This window comes from Streptomyces clavuligerus, assembly GCF_005519465.1.
GTDB lineage: Bacteria > Actinomycetota > Actinomycetes > Streptomycetales > Streptomycetaceae > Streptomyces > Streptomyces clavuligerus.
Genome location: NZ_CP027858.1, coordinates 4,589,176 through 4,614,929 on the forward strand (window position 1 = coordinate 4,589,176; position 25,754 = coordinate 4,614,929).

Annotated in this window: 19 protein-coding genes; 6 read left to right on the forward strand and 13 right to left on the reverse strand. The window is 71.7% G+C overall.

The features are described 5' to 3' along the window. Positions 1 to 2: 2 nt before the first annotated feature. The 4 genes from CRV15_RS19310 to CRV15_RS19325 all read right to left on the reverse strand — a co-directional run bounded on the left by CRV15_RS19310 (position 3) and on the right by CRV15_RS19325 (position 4,559). Positions 3 to 899 (reverse strand): carbohydrate ABC transporter permease, encoded by an 897-nt coding sequence (locus CRV15_RS19310; protein WP_003958927.1) that lies wholly within the window; start codon positions 897 to 899, stop codon positions 3 to 5. 3 nt (positions 900 to 902) lie between these two features. Continuing rightward, positions 903 to 1,844 (reverse strand): carbohydrate ABC transporter permease, encoded by a 942-nt coding sequence (locus CRV15_RS19315; RefSeq protein ID WP_003958928.1) that lies wholly within the window; start codon positions 1,842 to 1,844, stop codon positions 903 to 905. A gap of 13 nt (positions 1,845 to 1,857) precedes the next feature. Beyond that, a complete protein-coding gene (locus tag CRV15_RS19320; protein WP_003958929.1) occupies positions 1,858 to 3,195 on the reverse strand; it encodes an ABC transporter substrate-binding protein in 1,338 nt (445 codons plus the stop codon). Between the two features lie 188 nt (positions 3,196 to 3,383). Then, the gene (locus tag CRV15_RS19325; RefSeq protein ID WP_003960499.1) at positions 3,384 to 4,559 is read right to left on the reverse strand and encodes an ROK family transcriptional regulator; all 1,176 of its coding nucleotides are present in this window, start codon (positions 4,557 to 4,559) and stop codon (positions 3,384 to 3,386) included. A 328-nt stretch (positions 4,560 to 4,887) separates the two neighbouring features. Between CRV15_RS19325 and CRV15_RS19330 the strand changes: the two genes are divergently transcribed. After that, positions 4,888 to 5,478 (forward strand): Uma2 family endonuclease, encoded by a 591-nt coding sequence (locus CRV15_RS19330; RefSeq protein WP_003958931.1) that lies wholly within the window; start codon positions 4,888 to 4,890, stop codon positions 5,476 to 5,478. A 139-nt stretch (positions 5,479 to 5,617) separates the two neighbouring features. Here the strand turns inward: CRV15_RS19330 and CRV15_RS19335 are convergent, their stop codons facing one another. Beyond that, the gene (locus tag CRV15_RS19335; protein ID WP_009996228.1) at positions 5,618 to 6,715 is read right to left on the reverse strand and encodes a mechanosensitive ion channel domain-containing protein; all 1,098 of its coding nucleotides are present in this window, start codon (positions 6,713 to 6,715) and stop codon (positions 5,618 to 5,620) included. 276 nt (positions 6,716 to 6,991) lie between these two features. On the opposite strand from CRV15_RS19335, the gene CRV15_RS19340 reads away from it, so the two are divergent. From CRV15_RS19340 to CRV15_RS19355, 4 genes are all read left to right on the forward strand, one after another. Continuing rightward, positions 6,992 to 7,528 carry an HNH endonuclease gene (locus CRV15_RS19340; protein ID WP_009996227.1) on the forward strand — a complete coding sequence of 179 codons (537 nt, stop codon included), beginning with the start codon at positions 6,992 to 6,994 and terminating at the stop codon, positions 7,526 to 7,528. A gap of 297 nt (positions 7,529 to 7,825) precedes the next feature. After that, complete coding sequence (locus CRV15_RS19345; protein WP_003960495.1) at positions 7,826 to 8,044, forward strand: hypothetical protein; 219 nt, start codon at positions 7,826 to 7,828, stop codon at positions 8,042 to 8,044. A 10-nt stretch (positions 8,045 to 8,054) separates the two neighbouring features. Then, positions 8,055 to 10,139: a 4-alpha-glucanotransferase gene (gene malQ / locus CRV15_RS19350; RefSeq protein WP_003960494.1), complete on the forward strand. Its 2,085-nt coding sequence runs from the start codon at positions 8,055 to 8,057 to the stop codon at positions 10,137 to 10,139. A gap of 232 nt (positions 10,140 to 10,371) precedes the next feature. After that, positions 10,372 to 10,608, forward strand: a complete 237-nt coding sequence (locus CRV15_RS19355; protein WP_029182923.1) for a hypothetical protein — start codon at positions 10,372 to 10,374, stop codon at positions 10,606 to 10,608. Between the two features lie 212 nt (positions 10,609 to 10,820). On the opposite strand, the gene CRV15_RS19360 is transcribed toward CRV15_RS19355, so the two are convergent. The 5 genes from CRV15_RS19360 to pepN (CRV15_RS19380) form a co-directional block, all read right to left on the reverse strand. Continuing rightward, entirely contained in the window at positions 10,821 to 11,429 is a 609-nt protein-coding gene (locus CRV15_RS19360; RefSeq protein WP_029182922.1) for a GTP-binding protein, read from the reverse strand. Beyond that, a complete protein-coding gene (locus tag CRV15_RS19365; protein WP_003960491.1) occupies positions 11,410 to 11,766 on the reverse strand; it encodes a DUF742 domain-containing protein in 357 nt (118 codons plus the stop codon). The genes CRV15_RS19360 and CRV15_RS19365 overlap by 20 nt, the downstream gene beginning before the upstream one ends. Then, positions 11,763 to 12,176 carry a roadblock/LC7 domain-containing protein gene (locus tag CRV15_RS19370; protein WP_009996225.1) on the reverse strand — a complete coding sequence of 138 codons (414 nt, stop codon included), beginning with the start codon at positions 12,174 to 12,176 and terminating at the stop codon, positions 11,763 to 11,765. The genes CRV15_RS19365 and CRV15_RS19370 overlap by 4 nt, the downstream gene beginning before the upstream one ends. Continuing rightward, positions 12,173 to 13,648 (reverse strand): sensor histidine kinase, encoded by a 1,476-nt coding sequence (locus CRV15_RS19375; RefSeq protein WP_003960489.1) that lies wholly within the window; start codon positions 13,646 to 13,648, stop codon positions 12,173 to 12,175. Before CRV15_RS19375 ends, CRV15_RS19370 begins: the two co-directional genes overlap by 4 nt. 804 nt (positions 13,649 to 14,452) lie before the next feature. Next, on the reverse strand, positions 14,453 to 17,023 hold the full coding sequence (pepN, locus tag CRV15_RS19380; RefSeq protein ID WP_009996224.1) for an aminopeptidase N: 2,571 nt from the start codon (positions 17,021 to 17,023) through the stop codon (positions 14,453 to 14,455). A 205-nt stretch (positions 17,024 to 17,228) separates the two neighbouring features. On the opposite strand from pepN (CRV15_RS19380), the gene CRV15_RS19385 reads away from it, so the two are divergent. Further along, positions 17,229 to 17,756, forward strand: coding sequence for a DUF1203 domain-containing protein (locus CRV15_RS19385; RefSeq protein ID WP_009996223.1), 528 nt, complete (start codon positions 17,229 to 17,231; stop codon positions 17,754 to 17,756). A gap of 171 nt (positions 17,757 to 17,927) precedes the next feature. Here CRV15_RS19385 and CRV15_RS19390 read toward each other — a convergent pair whose 3' ends face one another. From CRV15_RS19390 to pepN (CRV15_RS19405), 3 genes are all read right to left on the reverse strand, one after another. Then, positions 17,928 to 18,956, reverse strand: a complete 1,029-nt coding sequence (locus tag CRV15_RS19390; protein WP_003958634.1) for an aspartate-semialdehyde dehydrogenase — start codon at positions 18,954 to 18,956, stop codon at positions 17,928 to 17,930. A gap of 281 nt (positions 18,957 to 19,237) precedes the next feature. Next, positions 19,238 to 22,591, reverse strand: coding sequence for a S8 family serine peptidase (locus CRV15_RS19395; RefSeq protein WP_003960484.1), 3,354 nt, complete (start codon positions 22,589 to 22,591; stop codon positions 19,238 to 19,240). 377 nt (positions 22,592 to 22,968) lie between these two features. Further along, positions 22,969 to 25,593, reverse strand: coding sequence for an aminopeptidase N (gene pepN, locus CRV15_RS19405; RefSeq protein WP_009996222.1), 2,625 nt, complete (start codon positions 25,591 to 25,593; stop codon positions 22,969 to 22,971). Positions 25,594 to 25,754 lie beyond the last annotated feature (161 nt).

Here is a 25,754-nt window from a genome sequence, read left to right on the forward strand (position 1 = left end):
CCTTAGCCCTTCACTCCGGTCAGTGTGACACCCTCGACGAACGCCTTTTGGGCGAAGAAGAAGACGAGGATCACGGGGGCCATGACCAGGACGGTCGCGGCCATGGTCAGATTCCAGTCGGTGTGGTGCGCGCCCTTGAACGACTCCAGTCCATAGCTGAGCGTCCACGCGGCCGGATTCTCGGACGTGTAGATCTGCGGGCCGAAGTAGTCGTTCCAGGCGTAGAAGAACTGGAAGAGCGCGACCGCGGCGATACCGGGCTTGGCCATCGGGAGGACCACCCTGAGCAGGGTGCGCACCTCGCCGCAGCCGTCGACCCGGGCCGAGTCGATGTACTCGTTCGGAATGGTCAGCAGGAACTGCCGCAGCAGGAAGATCGCGAAGGCGTCGCCGAAGGCCATGGGGATGATCAGCGGCCAGAGCGTGCCGGTGAGGTCCAGCTCCTTCGCCCAGAAGAGGTACATCGGGACGACGATCACCTGGGGCGGCAGCATCATCATCGAGATGACCAGCATCATCGCCAGCCGCTGGCCCCGGAAGCGGAACTTCGCCAGCGCGTAGGCCACCGGGATCGAGGAGACGACCGTGAGGACCGTGCCCAGACCGGCGTAGATCAGGGTGTTCCGCCACCAGGTGAGGAAGCCGGGCGTGTCGAGCACCTTGGTGTAGTTGCCCCACTCCCAGGTGGTGGGAATGAGATCGCGGGTGAGCGTCTGCTGACCGTTCATCAGCGAGGTCAGTACCACGAAGACGAAGGGCAGGACGAAGAAGAGCGCGGCGGCGATCGCGAGCGAGTGCACGCCGATCCAGTGGAGCAGCACCCTCCGGCGGGCCGCCCGGGCCGCCGGAGTCGGCGGGGCTTCCTTCGCCGCGGATTTCCTGTCGAGTACCTGGGCCATGACTCAGTCCCCCATCCGGATGAGGCCGCCGCGCCGCCGCATCAGCAGGGAGGTGAAGGCCATGGCGAGTGCGAAGAGCACCAGGGCGACGACCGCCGCCGCGCCGTAGTCGAACCGCTGGAAACCGGCGTTGAAAATGGTCTGGGGCAGGGTCAGCGTGGATTTCTCGGGATACCCCGGCTCGAATATCTGGCCGCTGCCGCCCATGTTCCCCGAGGCGACCTTCGCCGCGACCAGGGGCTGTGTGTAGTACTGCATGGTGGCGATGACCCCGGTCACCACGGCGAACAGCACGATCGGCGAGATGTTCGGCAGCGTGACGAAACGGAACTGCTGCCAGGCCGAGGCGCCGTCGAGCTGGGCCGCCTCGTACTGCTCCTTGGGCACGTCGAGCAGGGCCGCCATGAAGATCACCATCAGATCGCCGATACCCCAGATGGCGAGCAGGGTGAGGGCGGGTTTGGACCAGGCGGGGTCGGTGAACCAGGTCGGGGGCGAGAGTCCGACCGACTCCAGCGCCGTGTTGACGGGGCCCGTGCCGGGGTTGAGCAGAAAGACGAAGGAGAGCGTGGCGGCGACGGGCGGGGCGAGATAGGGCAGGTAGAAGAGGGTCCGGAAGATCCCGGTCCCCGTCTTGACCTTGGTGATCAGCAGGCCGATGCCGAGACCGAAGGCCACCCGGCAGGTGACCATGACCAGCACCAGCCAGAGGGTGTTGCGCAAGGCGGGCCAGAACATGGGGTAGTCGTTGAAGACATACGTCCAGTTGTCCAGGCCGTTGAACTCGGGCGGACGGAAACCGTCGTACTTCATGAAGGAGAAGTACACGGTGGAGATCAGTGGATAGGCGAAGAAGACGCTGAATCCGATCAACCAGGGCGAGAGGAAGGCCAGGGTCCGAAGCGCCGACCGGCGGCGCTTCGAACGCAGGGTGTGAGTGGTCATCGCGGCGGCTGGGTCACTTCAGCTTGGCGATGTCGGTGTCGATCTGCCGCGCGGCCTTCTCCAGACCCGCCTGGAGGTCCTTGAGCTGGCCCGACTCATAGCGCAGACCGACGTCCTGGAGGGTGGTGTGGTAGGCGCCGCCGTCGACGTTGGCCGGGCTGGTGTTGGACTTCGGGTGCTGCGCGATGTCGATGAAGGTCTGGAACTCCGGCGCGTGCTTCAGCCCCGGCGACTTCAGCGCCTCGATCGTGGAGGGCACATTGCGGATGTCGTTGGAGAACGCGACCACGGCGTCGGTGTCCGTGGTCATGAACTTCACCAGCTCCCACGCGGCGTTCTGCTTCTTGCTGGTGGAGGCGATACCGAGGATGGTGCCGGAGAGATAGCCCTTGCCGTAGTCGGCGACCTGGTCGTCGGGAACGGGCAGCGGGGCGGTGCCGATACCGAACTTCACCCCGGCGTCCTTGGCCATGCCGAGCCGCCATTCGCCGTCGAGCTGCATGGCGACCTGACCGGTGTGGAACGGGTGCTTCGCGCCCCATTCGTCACCGAAGGTATTGCGGTACTTCTTCAGCTTTCCATAGCCGCCCAGCTTGTCGACCAGATTCTTCTGGAACGTCATCATCCGGGAGAACGCCGGGTCCTTGGCGATGTTCGACTTGCCCTCGGCGTCGAAGTAGGTCGGGGACCACTGCGGGACATAGTGCGAGATGGTCGTCTCGTAGCCGTGGTAGTTGGGCATGAAGCCCAGCTGCTCATAGCTGTCGCCCTTGGCCTCGGTGAGCTGCTGGGCGACCTTCTCGAACTCGCTCCAGGTCTTCGGCGGCGCCTTGATGCCCGCTTTCGCGAAGGCGTCCTTGTTGTAGTAGAGGCCGTAGGCGTCGCTCAGCAGCGGCAGCGAGCACTGGTTCCCGTCGAACCGGGTGTAGTCGAGGAGGGGCTTGTGGAAGACCTTCGCCGGGTCGATGCCCGACTTCTCCAGGAAGGGCGTGAGGTCGGTGAAGGCGCGCGTCGCGCAGAACTTTCCGACATTGGTGGTGGAGAAGGAGGAGACCACGTCCGGAGCCTTGGAACCGCCCGCGCGCAACGCCTGGTTCACCTTGTCGTCGGTCATATTGCTGACGACCTTGACCTTGATGTTCTTGTGCGCTGCCTCGAAGCGCTCGATGTTCTTCTGGATCGCCTTGACCTCGCTGGGGGCGGACCAGCCGTGCCAGAAGGTCAGGGTGGTCTCGGCCTTGGGGTCGTCGTTGGCGGTCTCTTCGTTCGACCCGGTGCAGGCGGTGGCGAAGAGGGCCAGGGCGGCGGTGGTGGCGAGCGCTGCCGCGGATTTCCTGGTGCGTATGGACATGGCGGTGTCTCCCTCGCGAAAGCGGGCTGAAGGGGTGGGATATGCCGGTCGTGTCGTGCTGTCGGAAGTGCCGTGGGGGGTTGGTGGCGTGGGTGGCGCCGGTACGAGGACGGGAACGGGGAGCGGGGGACGAGGACGGGACGGGGATGGGGGACGGGGATGGGGACGGGGGTGCGGGGGGCGCCGGTCTACGGGGCCCGGCGCTGGGCGGTGGTGTCGAAGATCTCGTCACGGGTGGCGGCGAGCGCGCTCTCCAGGGCCCCGCGCAGCACCGGGTGGTCCCGCACGGAGCCGATGACGAGCCGGGGCCGGGAGGCGGCCAGTTCGGCCAGCTCCGCCTGGACCCGGGCGCGCAGGGGCTCCCCTCCGGCCGCGATCGCCTCCCCGGAGAGGACCACCAGCTCCGGGTCGAGGACGGCGACGAGGGAGGCGAGTCCGGTGGCGAGCCCGGTGGCGTAGGTGTCGAGGAAGGCGCGGTACGGACCCGAGTCGGCCTCGGCGGCCCGGGCCACGAGCGCGCCCGCGACCTGCACGTAGTGGCCCTGGCCCACCGGCTCCACCCCCAGCTCGTGGGCGAGCCGGGGCAGCACCTGGGCGCCCGCCAGCTCCTGGAAGCCGCCGCTGTTGGCCTTCGTCACCCCGCGGACGAGGGGGGTGCCGGGGACCGGCAGGAAGCCGACCTCGCCCGCGCCGCCGGTGGAGCCCCGGTGCAGCCGTCCGCCGATGACGACGGCGGCGCCGAGCCCTTCCTCGTTCCACAGCAGGACGAAGTTCTCGTGGTCACGGGCGACCCCGAGCCGCTGCTCGGCGACGGCGACGAGATTGACGTCGTTCTCGTACCCGACCGGCATCGGCAGGGCGGCGTCCAGCTCCTCCAGGAGGTCGGGGGAGTGCCAGCCGGGCAGATGGGAGGCGTAGCGGAGCCGTCCCGTCGAGGGGTCGAAGGCGCCCGGGGTCCCGATCACCAGCCGGTGCACGTCCGCCGTGGTGATCCCGGCGGCCTCCGCCGCGCCCTCCAGCGCGGCGACGACCCGGCGGACGGCGTTCTCGGCGCGCCGCCCCGGGGTCGGCAGCTCGAACTCGCCGACGGTGCGGCCGGTGAGGTCGGCGACGGCGGCGCGGATGCGCAGCGGGGTCACATCGATCCCGGCGGCGAAGGCGGCCCGCCCGTTCACCGCGTAGAGCTGCGCGTTGGGCCCCGGCCGTCCCTCGGTGGTCCCGGTGGCGACGACCAGCCCGGCGGACTCCAGCCGGGCCAGGAGCTGGGAGGCGGTGGGCTTGGAGAGGCCGGTCAGCTTGCCGATCCGGGTGCGCGACAGAGGTCCGTGGGCCAGCAGCAGATCGAGCGCGGCACGGTCGTTCATGGCGCGGAGCACACGAGGTGTACCGGGGGTCGTCCCTGGGGAGGGATGAGATCCGGCCACGGATGTCGCACCTGCCTTCCGGCTTCCGATCGTGTCACCGCCCGGGTCCACCGGAGCCGGACTGTTAGGAAAGTTTCCTAACCCAGGAGGAAAATAGGACTCATGTCGGCTTGGCGTCAATGGTCCATGCCTGCGGGGCGGGAAACCGCCGCCCGGACGGGGGCGGCGGCCATGCGCCGTTCCAGGCCGTGCGCCGCCCGTTCTGTGGGACTCTGAGACCCGAGGACGGGTCCGGCGGAGCAGTCCGCGCGAGCAGCAGGAGGCGGCCGTGACCGTGACCACCGATCGGCCGCAGATGCTGCCCGAGGAGTTCGAGGCCGCCGCGCGTGCCCTGACCGGCGCGGTCGAAGGCGTCCGCCCGGAGTTCATCCACGGCAAGATGGGCATCAAGCCGGTGCCCGACGGCGATCACGAGCGCATCATCCAGTGGCTCATCCGGATCTGTCTCCGGCACCGCCCGGAGCTGTGGCTCTCGACCGGCCAGGGGCTGCTCGTCGAGACGTGTCGCAAGGGCCACGCCCGCCCGGACGGCACACTCGCGGACGCGGAGGCGTTCGTGGGGGCGGGGGAGTGGGCCGACCCGGCGCCCGTGCTCATGGTGGTGGAGATCACCTCGTACGACACCGACACCGACACCGACCGGCGCGACCGGGTGGAGAAGCCCCGGTCCTACGCCGAGACCGGCATCCCCGTCTGTCTGCTGATCGACCGGGACACCTGCGAGGTCAAGGTGCACAGCGGCCCCGACGGCACCCGCTACGAGAGTGTGCTCACGGTGCCCTTCGGCAAGGAGATCACTCTCCCCGACCCGATCGGCATCACCCTGGACACGGAACCGCTCAAGAACTGGGTGCGCTGAGTCCTGACCGGCACGCGAGGCCGGTACAGCGGGAAGGGCCCCGCGGACAGCGCGTCCGCGGGGCCCTTCCCCATCGGCGGCCGGGCTGTGCCGACCACGCCGAAGAGGCCGAACAGGCCGAATAGGCCGACTACGCCGACTACTTGGTCAGGCTCGGGCCCGGGGGTATCGGGTTGGTGGCCAGGGACTGCGGGGACGTGGGGCTGGCCAGGGCGGACGGGGGCGCCACCGTGGCGGACGGGTCGGTGGGCGCGGGCTCCTCGACGGCCAGGGGGAGGCCGCCGACGATGCGGATGCCCGCCGCGTCGAAGGCCCGCTTGATCCGCCAGCGCAGCTCCCGCTCGACCCCGAGCGCCTTGCCCGGCATCGTCTTCGCCGCGACCCGCAGGGTCATCGAGTCCAGCAGCACCTCGGTGAGCCCCAGCGTCTCCACCGGGCCCCACAGCCGCTCGTTCCACGGCTCGGCCTTGGCCAGCTCCTCCCCGACCTCGGCGATCACCGCGCCGACCCGGTCCAGGTCCTCCGAGGGGCGGACCGTGACATCGACCGCCGCGGTCGCCCAGCCCTGGCTGAGGTTGCCGATCCGCTTGATCTCGCCGTTGCGGACGTACCAGATCTCGCCGTCGTCGCCGCGCAGCTTGGTCACCCGCAGACCGACCTCGATCACCTCGCCCGACGCCACCCCCGCGTCGATCGAGTCCCCGACCCCGTACTGGTCCTCCAGGATCATGAAGACGCCGGAGAGGAAGTCCGTCACCAGATTGCGGGCGCCGAAACCGATGGCCACACCCGCGACACCGGCCGAGGCCAGCAGCGGGGCCAGATCGATCTCGAAGGCGCCGAGGATCATGAGTCCCGCGGTGCCGAGGATCAGGAAGGACGCCACCGAGCGCAGTACGGAGCCGATGGCCTCCGAGCGCTGCCGCCGCCGTTCGGCGTTGACGAGGAGTCCGCCGAGCGCGGTGCCCTCCACGGCCTGCGCGGAACGGTTCATGCGCTCGATCAGCTTGGTCAGCGCCCGGCGCACCAGCATCCGCAGGACCAGGGCGACCACCAGGATCAGCGCGATCCGCAGTCCGGTGTTCAGCCAGGTGGACCAGTTCTGCTCCACCCAGCCCGCTGCGTCGGTCGCCTGCTTGGCGGCGTCGTCCAGGGAGACCACCCCGGGCACGGCGGCGTTCGGGTCCTCGGAGGCGAGCAGCCGGGTGAGGGGGGAGGACAGGGGGACATGGGTCACGGGGGGATGACCTCCAGGCATTGCGTACGGCTGGCCAACCACAGTAACGGGGCAGGAGCGCGGTTCCCGATGTCCTGTTCGAGGGAGAGACAAGTCTCACCCGGGGATGAATTCGGGAGGCCGGGCGTTGTGATGGATGCCGCCCGAGGTGTGGTGGAAAACACTCCGAGCCCGTTACGGCCACGTGGTGGCGCTCGGACCTGGCCTGAGGAGAGACTGAACTCAGATCGTCCCGGCGCGAGCCACGCGCCGCCGGCGTACAAGGAGGCATCCGCCGTGCCGCACGTCCTGGTTCTCAACGCGTCGTACGAGCCCCTCGGTGTCGTACCGCTCCGCCGCGCGCTCGTCCTCGTCCTGGAGAACAAGGCTCTGTGTCTTGAGGAGTCCGGCGCCTTTCTGCACAGTGCCACCCGGATCATCGCCGCACCCAGCGTCGTCCGCCTGAAGAGGTTCGTCCGGGTCCCCTACCGAGGGCCCGTCCCCCTGACGCGCAAGGCCCTCTTCGCCCGCGACGGCGGGCGCTGTATGTACTGCGGGGGTGTGGCGACCAGCGTCGACCATGTCATTCCGCGCAGCCGCGGCGGCCAGCACGCCTGGGACAACGTGGTGGCGGCCTGCCGCCACTGCAACCACGTCAAGGCCGACCGCCAGCTCAGGGAGCTGGGGTGGAGGCTGCGCCATCAGCCCGCGCCACCGAGCGGTCTGGCCTGGCGGATCATCGGCACCGGCCATCGGGACCCCCGCTGGCTGCCGTATCTGCAACCGTACGGGGCGGAGGACGCCATGGCCCGGATCGACGGCATATCGGCCTGAGACCCGGCCTCTTTTTTGTTTGGGGCGCGTGCCGAGCGGTGTCCGGGGCACGCGGCACGGGAGCCGGGCGGTCCAGGGGCCGCCGGGCTCCCCCCGTTCCGTCGCGTCCCGCCCCTTCCGGCGCGGTCGCGTCCCGTTCATGACGAACCATTGGTGCTGCGTTCGAGGCAAACGCTGTACGGGGAACGAAATGTGACGCGGAACACGTCGATTGCGGGGGTATGTCTGCGGTGCGGTCCACGGGGTAGGGCTCGGAGAAGCCACTACCGTCAGTACCGTCCACAGGGAGTACCCGACATGGCCGCAGCCGTCCCCCCGCCCCGCGTCGCCCCGCTCGCGCCACCCCCGGCCGGGCCGCTGACGAGCGAGCCGCCGCTGCGGGCCGAGCCGCTCACCAGCGAACCGCCGCTCGTCGACCTCACCCCGCTCACCAGCGAACCCCCGTGCACCGCAGAGCCCCCGCTCACCGGCGCCCGCGCGCCGTGGGGCGATCCGGCCGCCCCGGGGGGCCGCTGAAGGGAGACCCATGAGCCTGGTCGGGCTCGCCGAACTGCACCACGTCGCCACCGCCACCACCACGGCCGACGGACGGACCACCCCCGTCCCCGAGGCCACCCTCGTCGCGGTCCTCGGCGCGCTCGGCGTGGACGCCACCGGACCCGAGGCCGTGGCACGCGCGCTCACGGAGGCCGGGTCCGCCGCCGAACGGCTGCTGCCGCCCGTCGTGGTCCGCTGGCTCGGCGACCCCGACCCGCCCGCCCTGGCCGCGCTCCCCGAGGGCACCTGTCTGACCGTCACCCACGAGGACGGCGGCCGGAGCGCCGACTGGCGGGAGCCGCCCCCCGGGGTCCACCGGCTGGCGGCCCGGGCGCCCGACGGCCGCGCCGCCCACTGCGCCCTCGTCGTCGCCCCCGCGCGCGCCCCCCGCCCCGCGCGCCGCTCCCACGGCTTCCTCGTCCAGCTCTACTCCCTGCTCTCCGAGCGCTCCTGGGGCATGGGCGACCTCGGCGACCTCGCCGAACTCGCCTCCTGGGCGGGCCGCGCCACCGGCGCCGGATTCCTCCAGATCAACCCCGTCCACGCGGCCGTGCCCGCCGCCCCCGGCTCCCGCTCCGACCCCTCCCCCTACCGCCCCTCGTCCCGGCGCTTCCCCGACCCCGTCCATCTGCGGATCGAGTCCGTACCCGAGTACGCCCACCTCCCCGCCCCCGACCGGGCCCGGCTGGACGCGCTGCGCGAACGCGCCGCCGGGCTCAGGTCCGCCGTCCTGGACCAGGGCGAGCCGATCGACCGGGACGCCGTCTGGGCCCTCAAACGGGAGGCGCTGGAACGGCTCGCCCGGGTACCGCTGGGCCCCGGCCGCCACGCCGACTACTGCGCCTACCTCGCCCGGCAGGGCCGCGCCCTGGAGGACCACGCCACCTGGTGCGCGCTCGCCGAGCTGCACGGCCCCCACTGGCGGAGCTGGCCCGAGGAGCTGCGCGACCCCCGTTCCCCCGGGGTCGCCCGCGCCCGCGGCGGGCTGATGGACCGGATCGACGTCCACACCCTGGCCCTCTGGCTCACCGACGGACAGCTCGCCCACGCCGCCCGCACCGCCGCCGACGCCGGGATGGACCTCGGCGTCGTCCACGACCTCCCCGTGGGCGTGCACCCCGAGGGCTCCGACACCTGGGCCCGGCCGGAGCTGTACGCGCGGGACATGTCCACCGGCGCGCCCCCCGACGCCTTCAGCCCGCTCGGCCAGGACTGGGGACTGCCCCCCTGGCGCCCCGACATCCTCGCCGAGCAGGGCTACGCCCCCTACCGCGAACTGCTGCGCGCCCTCTTCGCCCACGCGGGAGCGGTACGGATCGACCATGTCATGGGGCTCTTCCGGCTCTGGTGGGTCCCCCAGGGGCGGCCCCCCACCGAGGGGACCTATGTCCGGTACGACGCGGACGCGCTGCTCGCGCTGCTGGTCCTGGAGGCCGACCGGGCCGGGGCCACCGTCATCGGCGAGGACCTGGGCACGGTCGAACCGGGGGTCCGCGAGACGCTGGAGCGGCGGGGCGTGCTCGGCACCTCCGTCCTCTGGTTCGAGCGGGACTGGGCGGGCGACGGCCGCCCGCTGCCCCCCGAGCACTGGCGTGCCGGCTGCGCGGCGACCGCGGCGGGCCACGATCTGCCGCCGCTCGCCGCCCGGCTCGGCGGCGACCATGTGGAGCTGCGGCACCGGCTGGGGCTGCTGGCCGGACCCGTCCACGAGGAGCGGCGGCGGGAGCGGGCGGAGCTGCGGGAGTGGCTGCGGGTGCTCACCGGCCTCGGGCTGCTGGCGGACGGGGCGGGGGACGGCGTGGCGGACGGCACGGGGGAGGCGGAGGAGGAACGGATTCGCGCGTTCCACCGCTTTCTGCTGCGGACGCCCGCGCTGCTGGTGGGGATCTGGCTGCCGGACACCGTGGGGGACCGCCGCCCGCAGAACCTCCCCGGCACCTGGCAGGAGCATCCGAACTGGCGGCTGCCGATCGCGGACGCCGAGGGCCGCCCCCTCTCCCTGGAACGGCTGACCGCCTCGCCCCGGCTGCGCGCGCTGATGGAGGTGTTCGGGGCGGACGCCGAGGGGCGCTGAGCGGGCCCCGGCGGTCCGCCACCGGCCCGAGGCAGGCGCGGCGTCCGTCCGGCCACCGGTCCGAGGCCGGTCCGCCGCTGGTGCGAGGCCGGTGCGACCTCCGTCCGGCCACCGGCCCGGGCCCGTCCGCCCCGGTGCGAGGCCGGTGCCGTCCGTCCGCCGCTCGTCGGATTGTCGTCCATACGGCACCCCGGACGAGCGACCCGTTCAGCCGTTCGCTACGTTGGGGACCGTGGACAAGAAGAACACTTTGCGCGCCGGCAGCGTGGCGGCCGGTACGACGCTGATGATGCTGCTCCTCTCGTCGCCCGCGTTCGCTCTCACGCGTGACGACGGCGACGACCCGGGCCAGGGGCTGAGCGTGGCCGAGACGCTCGGCTGGTTCGTGGCCGCACCGCTGGTGATCTTCCTGGTGATCGCGGGCCTGGTGATGGTCCTCGACAAGTCCCACAAGCAGGGCCAGGTCTGATCCACCGGGCTTCCGGCCCGCCCTTGAGTCCTTCCGGCGCTCCGGGTGCGCAGATCGCGCCCGGAGTGCCTTCGCCATGCCCGGAGCCCAGGTCCGGACTCCCTGCCCGGCGCCCCGGTCCGGGGCGGACCCGGTCCCGGACAACGGGCGGGGCAGGGGGAGGCGACGGCCGGCAGGGGCCGGGCGGTCGGGACGGGCAGGGGGAGCGGCGGTCAGGAGGCGCGCGCCGACGCCGCCAGCGACTGGAGATACCGCATCAGTGTCATGAGGACATCGCGGCTGGACCCCCGTACCCGGGCGTCGCACTCCACGATCGGCACCGTCGCCGGGAGGTCGAGCGCGCCCCGGATCTCGTCGATCGGATACGCGGGGGCGTCGGGGAAGGTGTTGATCGCCACCACGAACGGCACCCGGCGCTCCTCCAGCCGCCCGATGACATCGAAGCTGACCTCCAGCCGACGGGTGTCCACCAGCACGACCGCGCCGAGCGCGCCCTCGAAGAGCCCGCGCCACAGAAACCAGAAGCGCTGCTGCCCCGGGGTGCCGAAGAGGTAGAGCACCAGCTCCTCGTTGATGCTGATCCGGCCGAAGTCCATGGCGACCGTGGTCGCGGTCTTGCGCTCCACCCCGTGGACGTCGTCGACACCGACCCCGGCCTGGGTCATCGTCTCCTCGGTGGTGAGTGGCTTGATCTCGCTCACCGAGCCCACCAGGGTCGTCTTGCCCACTCCGAAGCCGCCCACGATGACCACCTTCACGGCGGCGGTGGCCGTCTCCGGCAGCATGTCCTCGCTGCGCGGCTCAGAGTTTCTGAAGTCCATCGATCACTGCCTCAATCAAAGCGCGGTCGGGGATGAGAGCGGGCTGGACCGGTGCGCGGGCGATCACCTGGTCCTCCAGCAGCAGATCGCTGAGGAGGACGGTGACGACGCTCACCGGCAGACCGATGTACGCGGAGATCTCCGCCACCGAGAGGGGATGGTGGCAGAGCCGGATGATGGCGGCGTGCTCCGGCTGCATCCCGTGGCGCGGGGTGGACTTGGCCACGATCAGGGTGACGAGGTCCAGGGCGGCGGGCACCGAGGCCCCGCTCCGGCCGCCGGTGATGACGTAGAGCCGCTCGGGGCTGGAGTTCTCCCAGTCCCCCGCGTCACTCACGCCGGGTGCCTCTCCTGCCGGGGCGGGCTGGACAGATGCTCTCCGATGCGCAGGACGAGGTCCCGCATCCGCTGGCCCATGAGACCGGCGTCGACCCCTTCGTCGGCGAGGACGGCGAGGAACGCGCCCGCGCCCGCCGCCATCAGATAGAAGAAGCCGCCGCTCATCTCGATGACGACCAGCCGCATCCGGCCGTCGCTGCCCGGCAGTTCGGAGGCGACGGCGCCCGCGAGGCTCTGGAGCCCGGCGCAGGCGGCGGCGAGCCGGTCGGCGGTGTCGTTGTCCGCTCCGTACTGCGCGATGCGCAGACCGTCGGCCGAGAGCACGATGACGTGTCTCGTCTGCGGTACGCCTTCCGCCAGGTCCTTGAGCATCCAGTCCATGTTGGTCTGGTTGGACTGCTGCATCATGGCTGCGTACTCCCCTTGCTCGTCGGGTGTGCCTCACCGGCCAGGCCGTTCTGGAACGCCGTGAGCCAGATCCCGGGCTGCACCGCGGGGGCGGTGTCGTCCGGCGCCGGCACGGCGGGGGCGGCGGCGGGTGCCGGGGCGGCGGGGGTCTTGCGGCGGCGCTGCGGCAGACCGTTCGCCGTCCGTTCGGTGATCACGGGTAGATGGTCGTCGGCCTCCGGGTGGGGGGCCGGGGCGGTGGGTCCCGTCGGCAGCCGGGCCGGACGCGCCTCGCCGGGCAGACCGTGGGCGCCGTCGACGGCGGGCGGTTCGCCGGGCCGGGGGCCGGAGGCGACGCCGATGCCGTGCGCCAGACCGGTCGCCGAGGCGACGGTCGTGATCAGGCTCATGGGGACGACGAGGACGGCGCGCACCCCGCCGTACGCCGAGGAGCGCAGGGAGACCTGGAAGCCGTACGCCTGCGAGAGCCGGCCGACCACGGCGAGGCCGAGGCGGGGGGTCTCGCCCAGGTCGTTGACGTCGATGCCCTGCTGGGCCTGGCGCAGCATGCGCTCGGCGCGGTCGCGGGCCTCCTCGCTCATGTTCACACCGCCGTCCTCGATCTCGACGGCGATGCCGGAGTTCACGTCGAGGGCGGTGATGTGGACCTTGGTCTGGGGCGGCGAGTAGCGGGTGGCGTTGTCGAGCAGCTCGGCCAGCGCGTGGATCAGCGGCTCGACGGCGGTGCCGACGACGGCGACCTCGGAGACGGAGTGCAGCTCGACCCGCTGGTAGTCGGTGATCCGGGACATGGCGCCGCGCATCACGCTGTAGAGGGGGACGGCCCTGCTCCACTGGCGGCCGGGGCGGGCGCCGCCGAGGACGGCGATGGAGTCGGCGAGCCGCCCGATCAGCGCGGTGCCGTGGTCGATCCGGAGCAGATCGCCGAAGACCTCGGGGTTCTTGCCGTGCCGGTCCTCCATCTCCCGGAGCTGGTGGGCCTGCTGGTGCACGATGGCCTGGACGCGGCGGGCGATGTTGACGAAGGCGCGCTGGGCGGACTCGCGCAGGTCCTCCTCGCGGGAGACCGCGTCCAGGATGGAGCCGAGCACGATCCGGTGCTCGGGGGACGCGTCCACGGAGTCGAGGATGTCCTCGGGGAACTCGCCCGCGCGCAGCCGCTCCACGACCTCGGGCAGCAGCTCGGCGACGAGCCGGTTGTTCTCGGCCTGGGCGCGGGCGAGGCCCGCCTCGCGCTCGGCCAGCCGCGCGGAGAGCAGGGTGACCCGGCGTCCTCTGCGGACGGTCTCGGCGCAGGAGATGGCGATCGCCAGCACGGCGATGATGTCCACCCAGATCACGACGGTGCGTGCCGATCCGGACACCACGGCGGCCGGGACGACCGCGGCGACGGCGGTGACGACCACGGGCACCAGCCACGCGAAGGAAGCCGCGGGCCGCGGTTCTTCGGTCGACGCTTCCTGTCGGACCATCAGCACCCTCAAACCATCGGAACGGGAATGATCATATGACGACAGTCGGCGAGCATATCCATGACCGGTTGGGACAGTTGGCGTCAGATGGTGAATTTGGCGTGAAGTAGACGGTTGGGATTGGCGAAGAAGCCCAGGTCCAGGCAGGGTCCCGAGGGAACGTCGATTTTCAGCCAAATGGGAGGGGTTGGCGGTGAGTCGGGGCGGAGGTCGGCTCCGGCGCTGGTGAACGGGGTCGGCGGCGCGGGCCCCGGTGGCCGCCGGGGAGGGGAATCGGCCAACTCCGCACCGCCGACCAGGGGCGCGGGCCGCCGCTGTCCGGCCCGCCGCGGCCTGGACCGGCCGTCGAGGTCAGGCCGCGCCGGGGGCTGTGCCGGGGCCGCGCCGGGCGGCCTCCCGGGCCCCTGGAGAGGGCACCCGGGGCTCCCCGGGGAACGGGCCGGGGCGGTGCCGACCGCGGGTGGCTGACCGGCGCGGGCGGCTGAGGGGCCGCCGGGTCCCGGCTCGCGGGCCCCGGCGGCCGGGGCGGACGGTGCCAGGGCCCGGACGGGCGCGGGCCCGGACGGATGGCGCCGGGGCCGGGCGGATGCGGCGTGGCCCCCACCGAACGGCGCCGGGGGCCGGGGCGGACGGTGCCGAGGGTCGGACGGGGGGCACGCGGGCCCGGGCGGATGCGGCGCGCGCCCCACAGAACGGTGCCGGGGCCCGGACGCATGCGGGCCCGGCGCCGACCGCTGTCGGCACCGGGCCCGCGTGCACCCCCCGGCCGCCGTCGGCGACCGGGGGAGGACGGACGGTGGGGCGTCAGTGCGCCGCCGCGTCCACCGCCTGCGCCTTCAGGGCGCGCTCGACACCCGAACGCGACTCCAGCACCAGCCGCCGCAGCGCCGGGACCGGCCGCGCCGACTCCAGCCAGGCGTCCGTCGCGTCCAGCGTGGCCCGCGAGACCTGGAGCGAAGGGTAGAGACCGATCGCGATCTGCTGCGCCATCTCCGGGCTGCGCGCGGCCCACACCTCCTGGACCACCGCGAAGTACTTCTCCGCGTACGGGGCCAGCAGCTCGCGCTGGTCCGTCTGGACGAAGCCCGCGATCACGGCCTCCTGCTTGGCGTTGGGCAGGTCCGAGCTCTCCACGACCGCCGTCCACGCCGCCGCCTTGGCCCCGGCGTCCGGCCGGGCCGCCCGCGCGGTCTCCGCGTGGCGCTCACCGGCGGCCGTGCGGTCCCGCTCGTACTCCGCCGCGATCCCGTCCTCGCCGACGACCCCGGTCGCCGCCAGCCGCTCCACGAACGTCCAGCGCAGCTCCGCGTCGACGGCCAGGCCCTCGATCGTCTCGGTGCCGTCCAGCAGCGCCCGGAGCAGATCGAGCTGGAGCGGGGTACGCGCGGTCGCCGCGAAGGCCCGCGCCCACGCCAGCTGGTGGTCGCTGCCCGGCTCGGCCGCCCGCAGCCGCTCCAGCGTGGCGTCGGTCCAGCGGGTCAGCCCCAGCTCCCGCCACTCGGGCGCCGCGTACTGGTCGATCGCCAGCTTCACCTGGCGGTGCAGCGACTGCACCACACCGATGTCCGACTCCTTGCCGATGCCCGAGAGCACCAGCTCCAGATAGTCCCGGGCGGCCAGCTCGCCGTCCCGCGTCATGTCCCAGGCGGAGGCCCAGCACAGGGCGCGCGGCAGCGAGTCCGCGAAGTCGCCGAGGCGCTCGGTGACGACCTTCAGCGACTCCTCGTCCAGGCGCACCTTGGCGTACGACAGATCGTCGTCGTTGAGCAGGACCACGGCGGGACGGCGGGTGCCCGCCGGGACGGGCACCTCGGTCAGCTCGCCGTCCACGTCCAGCTCGAAGCGCTCGGTCCGCACCAGCTTCCCCGCGGCGTCCGCGTCGTAGAAGCCGATCGCGATCCGGTGCGGACGCAGCGTGGCCTCGCCCTTGGCCCCCGGCGGCAGCGCCGGGGCCTCCTGGCGCACCGCGAAGGAGGTGATGACGCCCTCCGGCGAGACCTCGATCTCCGGGCGCAGCACATTGATGCCCGCCGTCTCCAGCCACTTCCCGGACCAGGTCTTCAGATCCCGTCCTGAGGTGGTCTCCAGCGCGCCGAGCAGATCCGAGAGCACGGTGTTCCCGAAGGCGTGCTCCTTGAAGTACGCCCGCACGCCCTGGAAGAAGGCGTCCTCGCCCACATACGCCACGAGCTGCTTGAGGACGGACGCGCCCTTGGCGTAGGTGATGCCGTCGAAGTTGACGATCACATCGTCGATGTCCCGGATCTCCGCCATGATCGGGTGCGTGGACGGGAGCTGGTCCTGCCGGTACGCCCAGGTCTTCATGGAGTTCGCGAACGTGGTCCACGCGTGCGGCCAGCGGGAGCCGGGCGCGGACGCCTGGCAGGCGATGGAGGTGAAGGTGGCGAACGACTCGTTCAGCCAGAGGTCGTTCCACCACTCCATGGTGACCAGGTCGCCGAACCACATGTGGGCCAGCTCGTGCAGGATGGTCTCGGCGCGCACCTCGTACGCGGCGTCCGTCACCTTGGAGCGGAAGACATACTGGTCACGGATGGTCACCGCGCCCGCGTTCTCCATCGCGCCCGCGTTGAACTCCGGCACGAAGAGCTGGTCGTACTTGGCGAACGGGTACGCGTAGTCGAACTTCTCCTGGAACCAGTCGAAGCCCTGCCGGGTGACCTCGAAGATCGCGTCCGAGTCCAGGTGCTCGGCGAGCGAGGGACGGCAGTAGATGCCCAGCGGGACCGACTGCCCCTCCCGCTCGTAGGAGCTGTGCACGGAGTGGTACGGACCGGCGATCAGGGCCGTGATGTAGGTCGAGATGCGCGGCGTGGCCTCGAAGCGCCACACGTTGTCCTGCGGCTCGGGCGTCGGCGAGTTCGAGATCACCGTCCAGCCCTCGGGCGCCTTCACGGTGAACCGGAAGGTCGCCTTCATGTCCGGCTGCTCGAAGTTGGCGAACACCCGGCGCGCGTCCGGCACCTCGAACTGCGTGTACAGATACGCCTGGTCGTCCACCGGATCGACGAAGCGGTGCAGGCCCTCACCCGTATTGGTGTACGAGCAGTCCGCGACCACCGTCACCTCGTTCGGCCCCTGGTGCAGATGGGGGAGGGTGATCCGGGAGTCGCGGAAGTAGGCGGCGACGTCGATGCTCTTGCCGTTCAGGACGACCTCGTGCACCGCCGGGGCGACCAGGTCGAGGAACGACTCCGCGTTCGGCTCGGCGCAGTCGAAGCGCACGGTGGTCACCGAACGGTACAGACCGCCCTCTTGCGCACCGCTCAGATCGAGGTCGATCTCGTACGCGTGGACGGTGAGCAGCCGTGCCCGCTCCTGGGCCTCTTCGCGGGTCAGATTCGTGCCAGGCACGCGGTCATCTCCTCGTTCATGACGTGTTTTCGTGAGGTTTGCCGCCATCCTTCCACGCCAGGGCGCCGGGGCGCGCGGCGGTAACGGCCGGTGGCGCCCGGCGGTGCCGGTGGCTCCGCCCCCGTACCGGGCCCGGCGCGGCCCCGGCAGCGCGAGGTCCGAAAGCCGCCGGACGTCCGCCGGGCCCGCGCGGCACGCTGGCCCCATGATCCTCACCCCGCCGCGCCGAGCGGCCCGCCCCATCGCTCCGCAGACCCTCGCCGCACTCCGCACCGCGGACGACGCCGGACGCCCGGCCCGGCCGTACACCGTGACCGAGGACGGCGCTCCGCTGCGCTGCTGTCTGCGGGCCGCCCGGGCGGGGGAGTCGATCGCCCTGGTCTCCTACGCGCCGCTGCGGCGCTGGGCGGCGGAGCGCGGGGTCCGGCCCGGGGCCTACGACGAACAGGGGCCGGTCTTCATCCACGGCCGGGAGTGCGGCGGCCCCGCCGCACCGGAGTCCGGTGGCGCCGGGGGCGGGTATCCCTTCGTCCGCCCGGGGGTCCTGCGCACCCTGCGCCGCTACGGCGCCGACGGGCGGATCACCGGCGGACGGCTGCTGGAGTTCCCCGAGGACCCGGCGCCCGCCGTGGACCGCGCCCTGGACGAGGCGTTCGCCGATCCGGGGGTGGCCCTGGTGCATCTGCGGGCCGTCGAGTACGGCTGCTTCCTCTTCGAGGTGCGCCGCCCCTGAAGCCCCGAAGCCCCGAAGCCCTGAGGCCGTGAAGCCCCGAAGCCCTGGGGCTCTGGGGCCGTGAAGCCTGCCGGGGCGGACCCCCGGACGTCCCGGATGTCCCGGACGCGCGAGGCCCCCGGGTGCCCGTGGAGGGCGCCCGGGGGCCTGTGTGCGCGTGCGGCGGGGACGTCAGCCCGCCAGCTCCTCGGCCACCAGCTCGGCGATCTGCACCGCGTTCAGCGCGGCGCCCTTGCGCAGGTTGTCGTTGGAGATGAAGAGCGCGAGCCCGTGCTCGACGGTCTCGTCCGCCCGGATCCGGCCCACGTACGAGGCGTCCTGGCCCGCCGCCTGGAGCGGGGTCGGGATGTCGGACAGCTCGACGCCCGGCGCCCCGGCCAGCAGCTCATGGGCGCGCTCCACGCTCAGCGGACGCTCGAAGCGGGCGTTGATCTGGAGGGAGTGGCCGGTGAAGACCGGGACGCGGACACAGGTGCCGGAGACCTTCAGCTCCGGCAGCTCCAGGATCTTGCGGGACTCGTTGCGGAGCTTGCGCTCCTCGTCGGTCTCGAACGAGCCGTCGTCCAGCAGATTGCCCGCGAGCGGCAGCACGTTGAACGCGATGGTGCGCGCGTAGACGGAGGGCTCGGGGAAGGCCACGGCCGAGCCGTCGTGGGTGAGCGCGGCGGCCTCCTCGACGGTCTTCTTGACCTGGCCGTCCAGCTCGGCGACACCGGCCAGACCCGAGCCGGAGACGGCCTGGTAGGTGGTGGCGACCAGCGCGGTGAGCCCGGCCTCCCGGTCCAGCGGCTTCAGCACCGGCATGGCGGCCATGGTGGTGCAGTTCGGGTTGGCGATGATCCCCTTGGGGCGGTCCTTGACCGCGTGCGGGTTGACCTCGGAGACGACGAGCGGGACCTCGGGGTCCATCCGCCAGGCGGAGGAGTTGTCGATCACGACCGCGCCCTGCCCCGCGACCTTCTCGGCCAGCGCGCGGGAGGTCGCGCCGCCCGCCGAGAACAGCACGATGTCCAGTCCGGACCAGTCGGCCGTGGCGGCGTCCTCGACGGTGATCTCCCGGCCCTCCCACACGACGGTGGACCCGGCGGACCGTGCCGACGCGAACAGTCGCAGCTCATCGGCCGGGAATTTCCGCTCGGCGAGGATCTTGCGCATGACTGTGCCGACCTGACCGGTCGCTCCGACGATTCCGACCCTCACGGACATCTCCTTTGTGCCTGTCTGTACTGATTTTACTGGCCTGGGTGCCGCCCCATCATGCGTATGTCCCCGGCCAGGTTGTCCAGTCCATTGTCCAAGGGGCGGAATGTGTGACCTGGACCATGCGGAGAAGGCGGCGAAGGGACGGGGCAGGAGCGCCCGGAGCCAATGGAAGGGGGCGCCCGCCTGGTCGGCGGACGCCCCCTTCGATAGCTCACGCGATCAGCTCGCGCGGTCCTGTTCACGCGGGCCCGTTCACACGGTCCCGTTCCCGCGGTCCGTTACGGGACGACCTTCTCGATCACCGCGCGACCCGCGCCCGCGACCGTGCCGCGCGCGTTCTCCAGCCGGGCCTCACCGAAGAGCTGACGGCCTTCGGTGACCGTGCCGGCCGCCACGATCTCCGCGCTGACCTGCGTGGACTCACCGGCACCCAGCTTGACCGACGCATCGGCGCCGACCGTCACCCGGCCCAGCGAGGGCGCGTAGAAGACATCGCGGTAGTCGAACGAGGTGGTGCCGGCCGCCACGGCGTACGGGGCGACCTGGATCTTGTACTCGCCCGGCGCGGGCTTCGTCAGGCTGACGGACTCCTCCGAGTCGCCGTCCGCCGAGGAGGCCGCGAGGCTGCCGTCCTGCCGGTACACATACAGGTCGAGGTCGGCGTTCGGGTCGGAGGTGTTGCCGACGGCGACGTCCAGCCGCTCGACGCCCTCACCGATGACGACCTTCCGCTCCAGCAGCGCCGGGTCCACCGGGGTGCTCTGCCCCTTCGTGAACGTGGGACGCTCCACCCGGGCGGAGCCCAGCGGGCCGCCCACCAGCTTGCCGTCGACGGCGGCGCCCTTGTTGTTCACGGTCCACTGGACCGGGGTCGGGGTGCCCGCCTTGGCCTCGGGGACCGTACGGACGGCCGGGTCGAACTCGGCCCCGAGCACGTTGACGTCCAGCGCGTAGGGGTTGTCGAGCAGCGGCGAGGTACGGCGCGACTCGATCTCGATCTCCCAGACGCCCGGCGCCGGGTTCTCGTACGAGCGCAGGTCCGGGCGGCAGGTGTTGGCCGGGTTGGTGTAGTTCGGGTAGCAGAAGATCGTGGCGCTGTCCTCCATCTGCACCCCGTACGGGTGGATGGAGATGAACCGCGTCTGGCTGCCCTGGTCCAGCCCGCCGAGCGCGACCTCCAGCGTCTTCGCGCCCTGCGGCACGGTGACGAAGTAGGACTGGTGGCTGTTGCGCTGGACCGTGTTCCGCGCCGAGAAGGCGTGGTTCGTCGAGGCGTCCAGCGGGGCGGAGACCACCACGGTCGACAGGATCTGCTTGTCGACACCCTCGGTGCGCGGGTCGTCGACCTGGAGGATCGCGCTGAGGACACCGGCGGTCTTCGGCCGGGCCTGCACGGTGACGGTCACCGGCTGGTTCAGCGGCAGCCGCACCAGGTCACCGCCGAGCAGCCGGAAGGTGCCGTCGTTGTACTTCCAGCTCAGCGTGTGCGCCAGCGCACCCTTGGGGCCGGTGGTGCGGGTGATGGTGACGTCGTACGTCTTGGCCTTGCCCGCCTGGAGACCGCCCTCGCGGTCGTACAGGCCGGTGCCGAAGCCGGGGGTCTTCAGCGCCTGGTCGATCGCGGTGTCGACCGGGGCCTTGACGCCGTACTCGTGGGCCTTGGCGCCGTTCCGGATCGCGTCCCAGGCACCGACGACGTCGATCAGGCCGGAGCCCTGCTCATGGGCCTTGGCGCCGGGAATCCGGTCGGCCGTCGAGGTCAGCGCCGTGCGCAGCTTCGCCGGGGTCAGCTCGATCCCGCGCTGCTTGGCCGCCGACAGCAGCAGCGCGCTCGCGCCCGCCGCCTGCGGCGAGGACATCGAGGTGCCCTGCATCATCGTGTAGCCGGGCGGCAGCTGGTAGCCCGCCTCGGCGACCGGGGAGCCCTTCTGCCAGGTCTGCGTGGTGTTGATCGCGGCGCCGGGGGCGGTGATGGTCGGCGTGAAGCCGCCGTCCTCACGCGGGCCCCGGGAGGAGAACGGCATCATCGCGTTCTTCTTCGTCACGACGGAGCCGTAGTTGGAGGCCCAGGTCTCCTTGGTGATCGACGCGCCGACCGAGATGACCCGGTCGGCCACGGACGGGTCGCCGATGGTGTTGACACCGGGGCCCTCGTTGCCCGCCGAGATCACCAGCTGGACGCCGTAGAGGTCGATGAGCCGGTTGTACATCGCCGCACGGGCGTTGTTGCCGTCGTTCAGCGCCGGCAGACCGCCGATGGAGATGTTGACGATGTCCACACCGCGGTCGATGACCAGGTCGGCCACGCCCTCGGTGAGGGCGATGTTGGTGCAGCCGCCGGTCCAGGTGCAGGCGCGCGAGGAGACGATCTTGGCGCCGGGGGCGGCACCGTTCATCGCGCCGCCGAAGAGGCTGTTGGCGGCGGCGATACCCGCGACATGGGAGCCGTGGGAGCCCTCGATCACACCGATGTTGACGTAGTCGACCTTGGTGCCCTTGTCGTCCACGACGACGTCCTCGCGGACCTCAAGGACAAAGGGGATCCGCTCGGCGATCGGGGTCGCCGGGTCGTCCTTGCCGAAGTAGCCGATCTGGTGGCCGTTGCGGAACGGCTTCATCACGGTGTCGTCGCGGAAGTCGGCGTTGTTGCCGAGGTCGACGCGCGCGGTCCGGGTCTCGGCGTCGTACAGCACGGCCCAGGAGTCGGTGCGGTCGCCGTCGCGGTTGAGGTCGCCCGCCATGTCGCCGCCGACGGTGGCGCTCTCCTCGAAGAGGGCCACCCGGTGGTTGCCCGCGGGAGCGGTGTAGGCGCGCCCGTTGAAGGTGAACGACGGGCCGGTGACCGCGCGGTCCATCCTCAGCCAGGTGCGGTCGCGGTCGGCGACCGGGTCGGTCGCGGTGACCGAGTCGACGATCTTGCGCTCGCCGGTGGTGGTCTTCTGGAGCGCCGGGTGGGCGACGTCCACACCCGAGTCCAGGATGCCGATGGTGATGCCCCGGCCGTCGGCCTTGGGGTTCTTCTTGACGAAGTCCACCGCGCCCGTCTCGAAGGACGGGTTGTAGGGGTTCCGCGCCGGGGTGTCCTTGCCGGGGGCCGGGTAGGCCGCGGCCTGCTTGCCCGCGGTGCGGGCCGCCTTCGAGCGGTCGCCGCCCGGGGTCGGGTCCTCGCGCTCGATCTCGTGCTTGAGGTCGATCCCCTGCACGGTGCTGAGCTTGGTCGCGGCCAGCAGGGTGGCCTCGGCCCGCTTCGTGGGGATCGTGGCCCGGACATAGCCGAGGCGGTCGTAGACCTTGCCCACGAAGGCGCCCTCGACGGCGTCGAGCTGCCGGGCGACCTGCTCGGTCTCACCGGGCTTGGTGGCGATCATGACCGTGACGGTCTTCTCGCCCGCGGCCTCGGCCTCGGCGAGCAACTGCTCGTCGGCCTCGCCGAGCTTCTCGGAGGTCTGCGCCACCTTGGTACCGGCGTCGAGCCACGGGTCCTCACCCGTACCCGAGGCGAACGCCGGTACGGCGGCGCCGGCCACCAGCGCGGTCACCAACGAGGCAGCCGCCGCGACACGGGCGGCGCGCCCGCGGCCGGCCGTGGAACGCCCCGATATGGAGCGCGGGGAATCGAGGGTCATCAGCATCCCTGGGTGTGAAGGAGACGGGTCCCCTGTTGACGCGTCTGTTGATGCGTGTCAGTCCGGAATTCGGTGCCGGATGACCGCTCAGCCTTACGTATCGGACAGGGGTTTGTGGAGAGCCAGCGAAGAGCTGATGTGCCCATGGCAGAGATCCGCCAGCGTGGACGATGTGCCATCGAGAACATAAAGGGAGATAGGGAGTGCAACACCGGCCACAAAACAGGCTTTTAGGCACGCCGCTTCCCTTGAAGAGCAGCAGCCCCAGCGCACAGCGCTGTCCATATCCTGGACTTTCAGGGGCGGAAAACAGCCACGGGCACGCACTGCGCATGGCGCGGTGCGTGCCCGTGAAGGAAATGTGCCGGTGCCCGGCCGGGGCGTCAGCCGTCGACGGCCGCCCCCGCTGCCTCAGCCGCTGCCGCCCCCGCTGCCCCGGCCGCCGCCTCCGCGTCCCGCCGGCGGCCCCGCAGCGCCCGCGCGAGGTCGTCCCGGCGCTCCAGGACGATCCGCCGCAGCGCGGGCGCGGCGTTCTCGTGCGCCGCCAGCCAGCCGTCCGCGGCCGCCAGCGCGGACTCCCCCTGGAAGACGGGGAAGAGCCCCTCCACCACGTCCATCCCGATCTGGATGGAGCGCTCCTCCCACACCCGCTCGACGGCGGCGAAGTACTTCTCGGTGTACGGCGCCAGCAGCTCCCGCTGCCCCGGCTGGGCGAAGCCGGAGATCACCGCCCCCACCAGCGCGTTGGAGAGCGCGTCCGACTCCACGACCGCCGCCCACGCCTGGTCCTTCACCGCCGCCGACGGCCGGGCCGCCAGCAGCCGCGTCTGATGGCGCTTGCCGGACGCGGTGTCGTCGCGCGCCAGCTCCGCCGCGACGGCGTCCTCACCGGCGGCCCCCCGCGCCACCAGCGGCAGCAGCAGCGCCCAGCGCAGCTCCTGGTCCACGTCCAGGCCGTCGATCTTCTCGGAGCCGTCGAGCAGCCCCTCCAGGAGGCGCAGATCCGCCGCCGACGAGGCCCGCGCGGCGAGGAAGCGCGCCCAGGTGAGCTGGTGCTGGCTGCCCGGCTCGGCCGCCCGCAGCTCGGCGAGCGCCCCCTCGGCGAGCAGCCGCCCGCCCTCCTCGCGCCACTCGGGCGCCACGTAGTGGACGAGCGCGGAATCGGCCCAGGCGTGCAGCGTCTGGAGCACACCGATATCGGTCTCGCGGCCCGCGAAGCGCAGCACCAGATCGATGAAGTCCCGCGCCGGGAGCAGTGCGTCCCGGGTCAGGTTCCACAGCGCCGACCAGGCCAGCGCCCGCGCCAGCGGATCGCGGAGGTCGCCGAGCGCGGTCCGCAGGGTGGCCAGCGAGCCCGCGTCGAAGCGGATCTTGCAGTAGGTCAGGTCCTCGTCGTTCACGAGCACCAGCGCGGGCAGGTCGGCCCCCGCCAGCTCGCCGATGACGGTCCGCCCGCCGGTGATGTCGACCTCGGCCCGCGCGTAGCGCACCAGCGCCTCGCCCTCGTGGCGGTAGAGCCCGACCGCGACCCGGTGCGGGCGCAGCTCCTCGCCGCCCTGGACCACCGCCAGCTCGGTGATCCTGCCCCGCTCGTCGCCGCGCAGCTCGGGGGTGAGGGTGTTGACCCCGGCGGTCTGGAGCCAGGAGCGGGCCCAGGCGGTCATGTCCCGGCCCGAGGTCTCCTCCAGGACCGACAGCAGATCGCCGAGGCGGGTGTTCCCGTACGCGTGCCGCTTGAAGTAGCGCCGCGCGCCTTCGAGGAAGGCGTCCTCACCGGCGTAGGCGACGAGCTGCTTGAGCACGCTGGCGCCCTTGGCGTAGGTGATCCCGTCGAAGTTGAGCTTCGCGTCCTCCAGGTCCCGGATGTCCGCCGTGACCGGGTGGGTGGACGGGAGCTGGTCGGCCCGGTACGCCCACGCCTTGCGGTTGTTGGCGAAGGTGATCCAGCCGTTGTCGAAGCGGGTCGCGCCGACCATCGCGTACGAGCCCATGAAGTCGGCGAAGGACTCCTTCAGCCAGAGGTCGTCCCACCACACCATGGTGACCAGGTCGCCGAACCACATGTGCGCCATCTCGTGCAGGATCACATTGGCGCGGCGCTCGTAGGACGCCTGGGTGACCTTGCCCCGGAAGACGAAGTCCTCGTTGAAGGTGACACACCCCGGGTTCTCCATCGCGCCGATGTTGTACTCGGGGACGAACGCCTGGTCGTACTTGCCGAACGGGTAGGGGAAGTCGAAGCGGTCGTGGAAGAAGTCCAGTCCCTGCTTGGTGACGAGGAAGATGTCGTCGGCGTCGAAGTGCCGGGCCAGGCTCTTGCGGCACATCGCGCCGAGCGGGATCTCCCGTACCGTGCCGTCCTCGGCGGTCCGCCGGTAGACATCCGTCTCATGGTGGTACGGACCGGCCACGACGGCGGTGATGTACGTGGAGATCGGCAGCGTCTCGGCGAAGTCCCAGACCCCGTCCGCGCCCCGCTCGCCCGCGCTGTTGCTCCAGACCTGCCAGCCCTCCGGGGCGGTCACCGTGAAACGGTAGGGCGCCTTCAGATCGGGCTGCTCGAAGTCGGCGAAGACCCGGCGGGCGTCGGCGGGCTCGTAGTGGGTGTAGAGGTAGACCTCGCCGTCCTCGGGGTCGACGAAGCGGTGCAGTCCCTCGCCCGTCCGGCTGTAGGCGCACTGCGCGTCCACGACCAGCACATTCTCGGCGGCCAGGCCCTCCAGCGCGATCCGGGAGCCGTCGAAGACCCGCGCCGGGTCCAGGGACTCCCCGTTCAGCGTCACGGCCGTCACCGAGGGGGCGAGCAGATCCGCGAAGGACGAGGCGCCCGGCCGCGCGCAGCGGAAGCGGATCGTGGTGAGCGAACGGAAGGTGCGGGGTCCGTCGCCGTCCCCGGCCGGGTCGTCCCCGACGGCCGAGCGCAGGTCGAGCGCGACCTCGTATCCGTCGACGGACAGCAGCTCCGCCCGCAGTCGGGCTTCGTCGCGGGTCAGATTCTCACCGGACACGGGCACTCCTTCATATCGTGTGCAGCAGCGCGGAAACGGCACCGCCTCAGCAGAAGCGACAAACGCCCCGATACTCCCATGTGCGCCCGTGCGCCGGTATCCGGGAATCGGCCGGGTGACGCCATCGTTGTCGTCGGGTGAAGAACCGCCGGGCCCGGTCG

What these genes read in the sequence shown, in the direction of transcription:
- CRV15_RS19310 (WP_003958927.1), bottom strand. Translation starts at nt 899, where the DNA reads ATGGCCCAGGTACTCGACAGGAAATCCGCGGCGAAGGAAGCCCCGCCG.
- CRV15_RS19315 (WP_003958928.1), bottom strand. Translation starts at nt 1,844, where the DNA reads ATGACCACTCACACCCTGCGTTCGAAGCGCCGCCGGTCGGCGCTTCGG.
- CRV15_RS19320 (WP_003958929.1), bottom strand. Translation starts at nt 3,195, where the DNA reads ATGTCCATACGCACCAGGAAATCCGCGGCAGCGCTCGCCACCACCGCC.
- CRV15_RS19325 (WP_003960499.1), bottom strand. Translation starts at nt 4,559, where the DNA reads ATGAACGACCGTGCCGCGCTCGATCTGCTGCTGGCCCACGGACCTCTG.
- CRV15_RS19345 (WP_003960495.1), top strand. Translation starts at nt 7,826, where the DNA reads ATGGCCGCAGCCGTCCCCCCGCCCCGCGTCGCCCCGCTCGCGCCACCC.
- malQ (WP_003960494.1), top strand. Translation starts at nt 8,055, where the DNA reads ATGAGCCTGGTCGGGCTCGCCGAACTGCACCACGTCGCCACCGCCACC.
- CRV15_RS19360 (WP_029182922.1), bottom strand. Translation starts at nt 11,429, where the DNA reads ATGGACTTCAGAAACTCTGAGCCGCGCAGCGAGGACATGCTGCCGGAG.
- CRV15_RS19370 (WP_009996225.1), bottom strand. Translation starts at nt 12,176, where the DNA reads ATGATGCAGCAGTCCAACCAGACCAACATGGACTGGATGCTCAAGGAC.
- CRV15_RS19375 (WP_003960489.1), bottom strand. Translation starts at nt 13,648, where the DNA reads ATGGTCCGACAGGAAGCGTCGACCGAAGAACCGCGGCCCGCGGCTTCC.
- CRV15_RS19385 (WP_009996223.1), top strand. Translation starts at nt 17,229, where the DNA reads ATGATCCTCACCCCGCCGCGCCGAGCGGCCCGCCCCATCGCTCCGCAG.
- CRV15_RS19395 (WP_003960484.1), bottom strand. Translation starts at nt 22,591, where the DNA reads ATGCTGATGACCCTCGATTCCCCGCGCTCCATATCGGGGCGTTCCACG.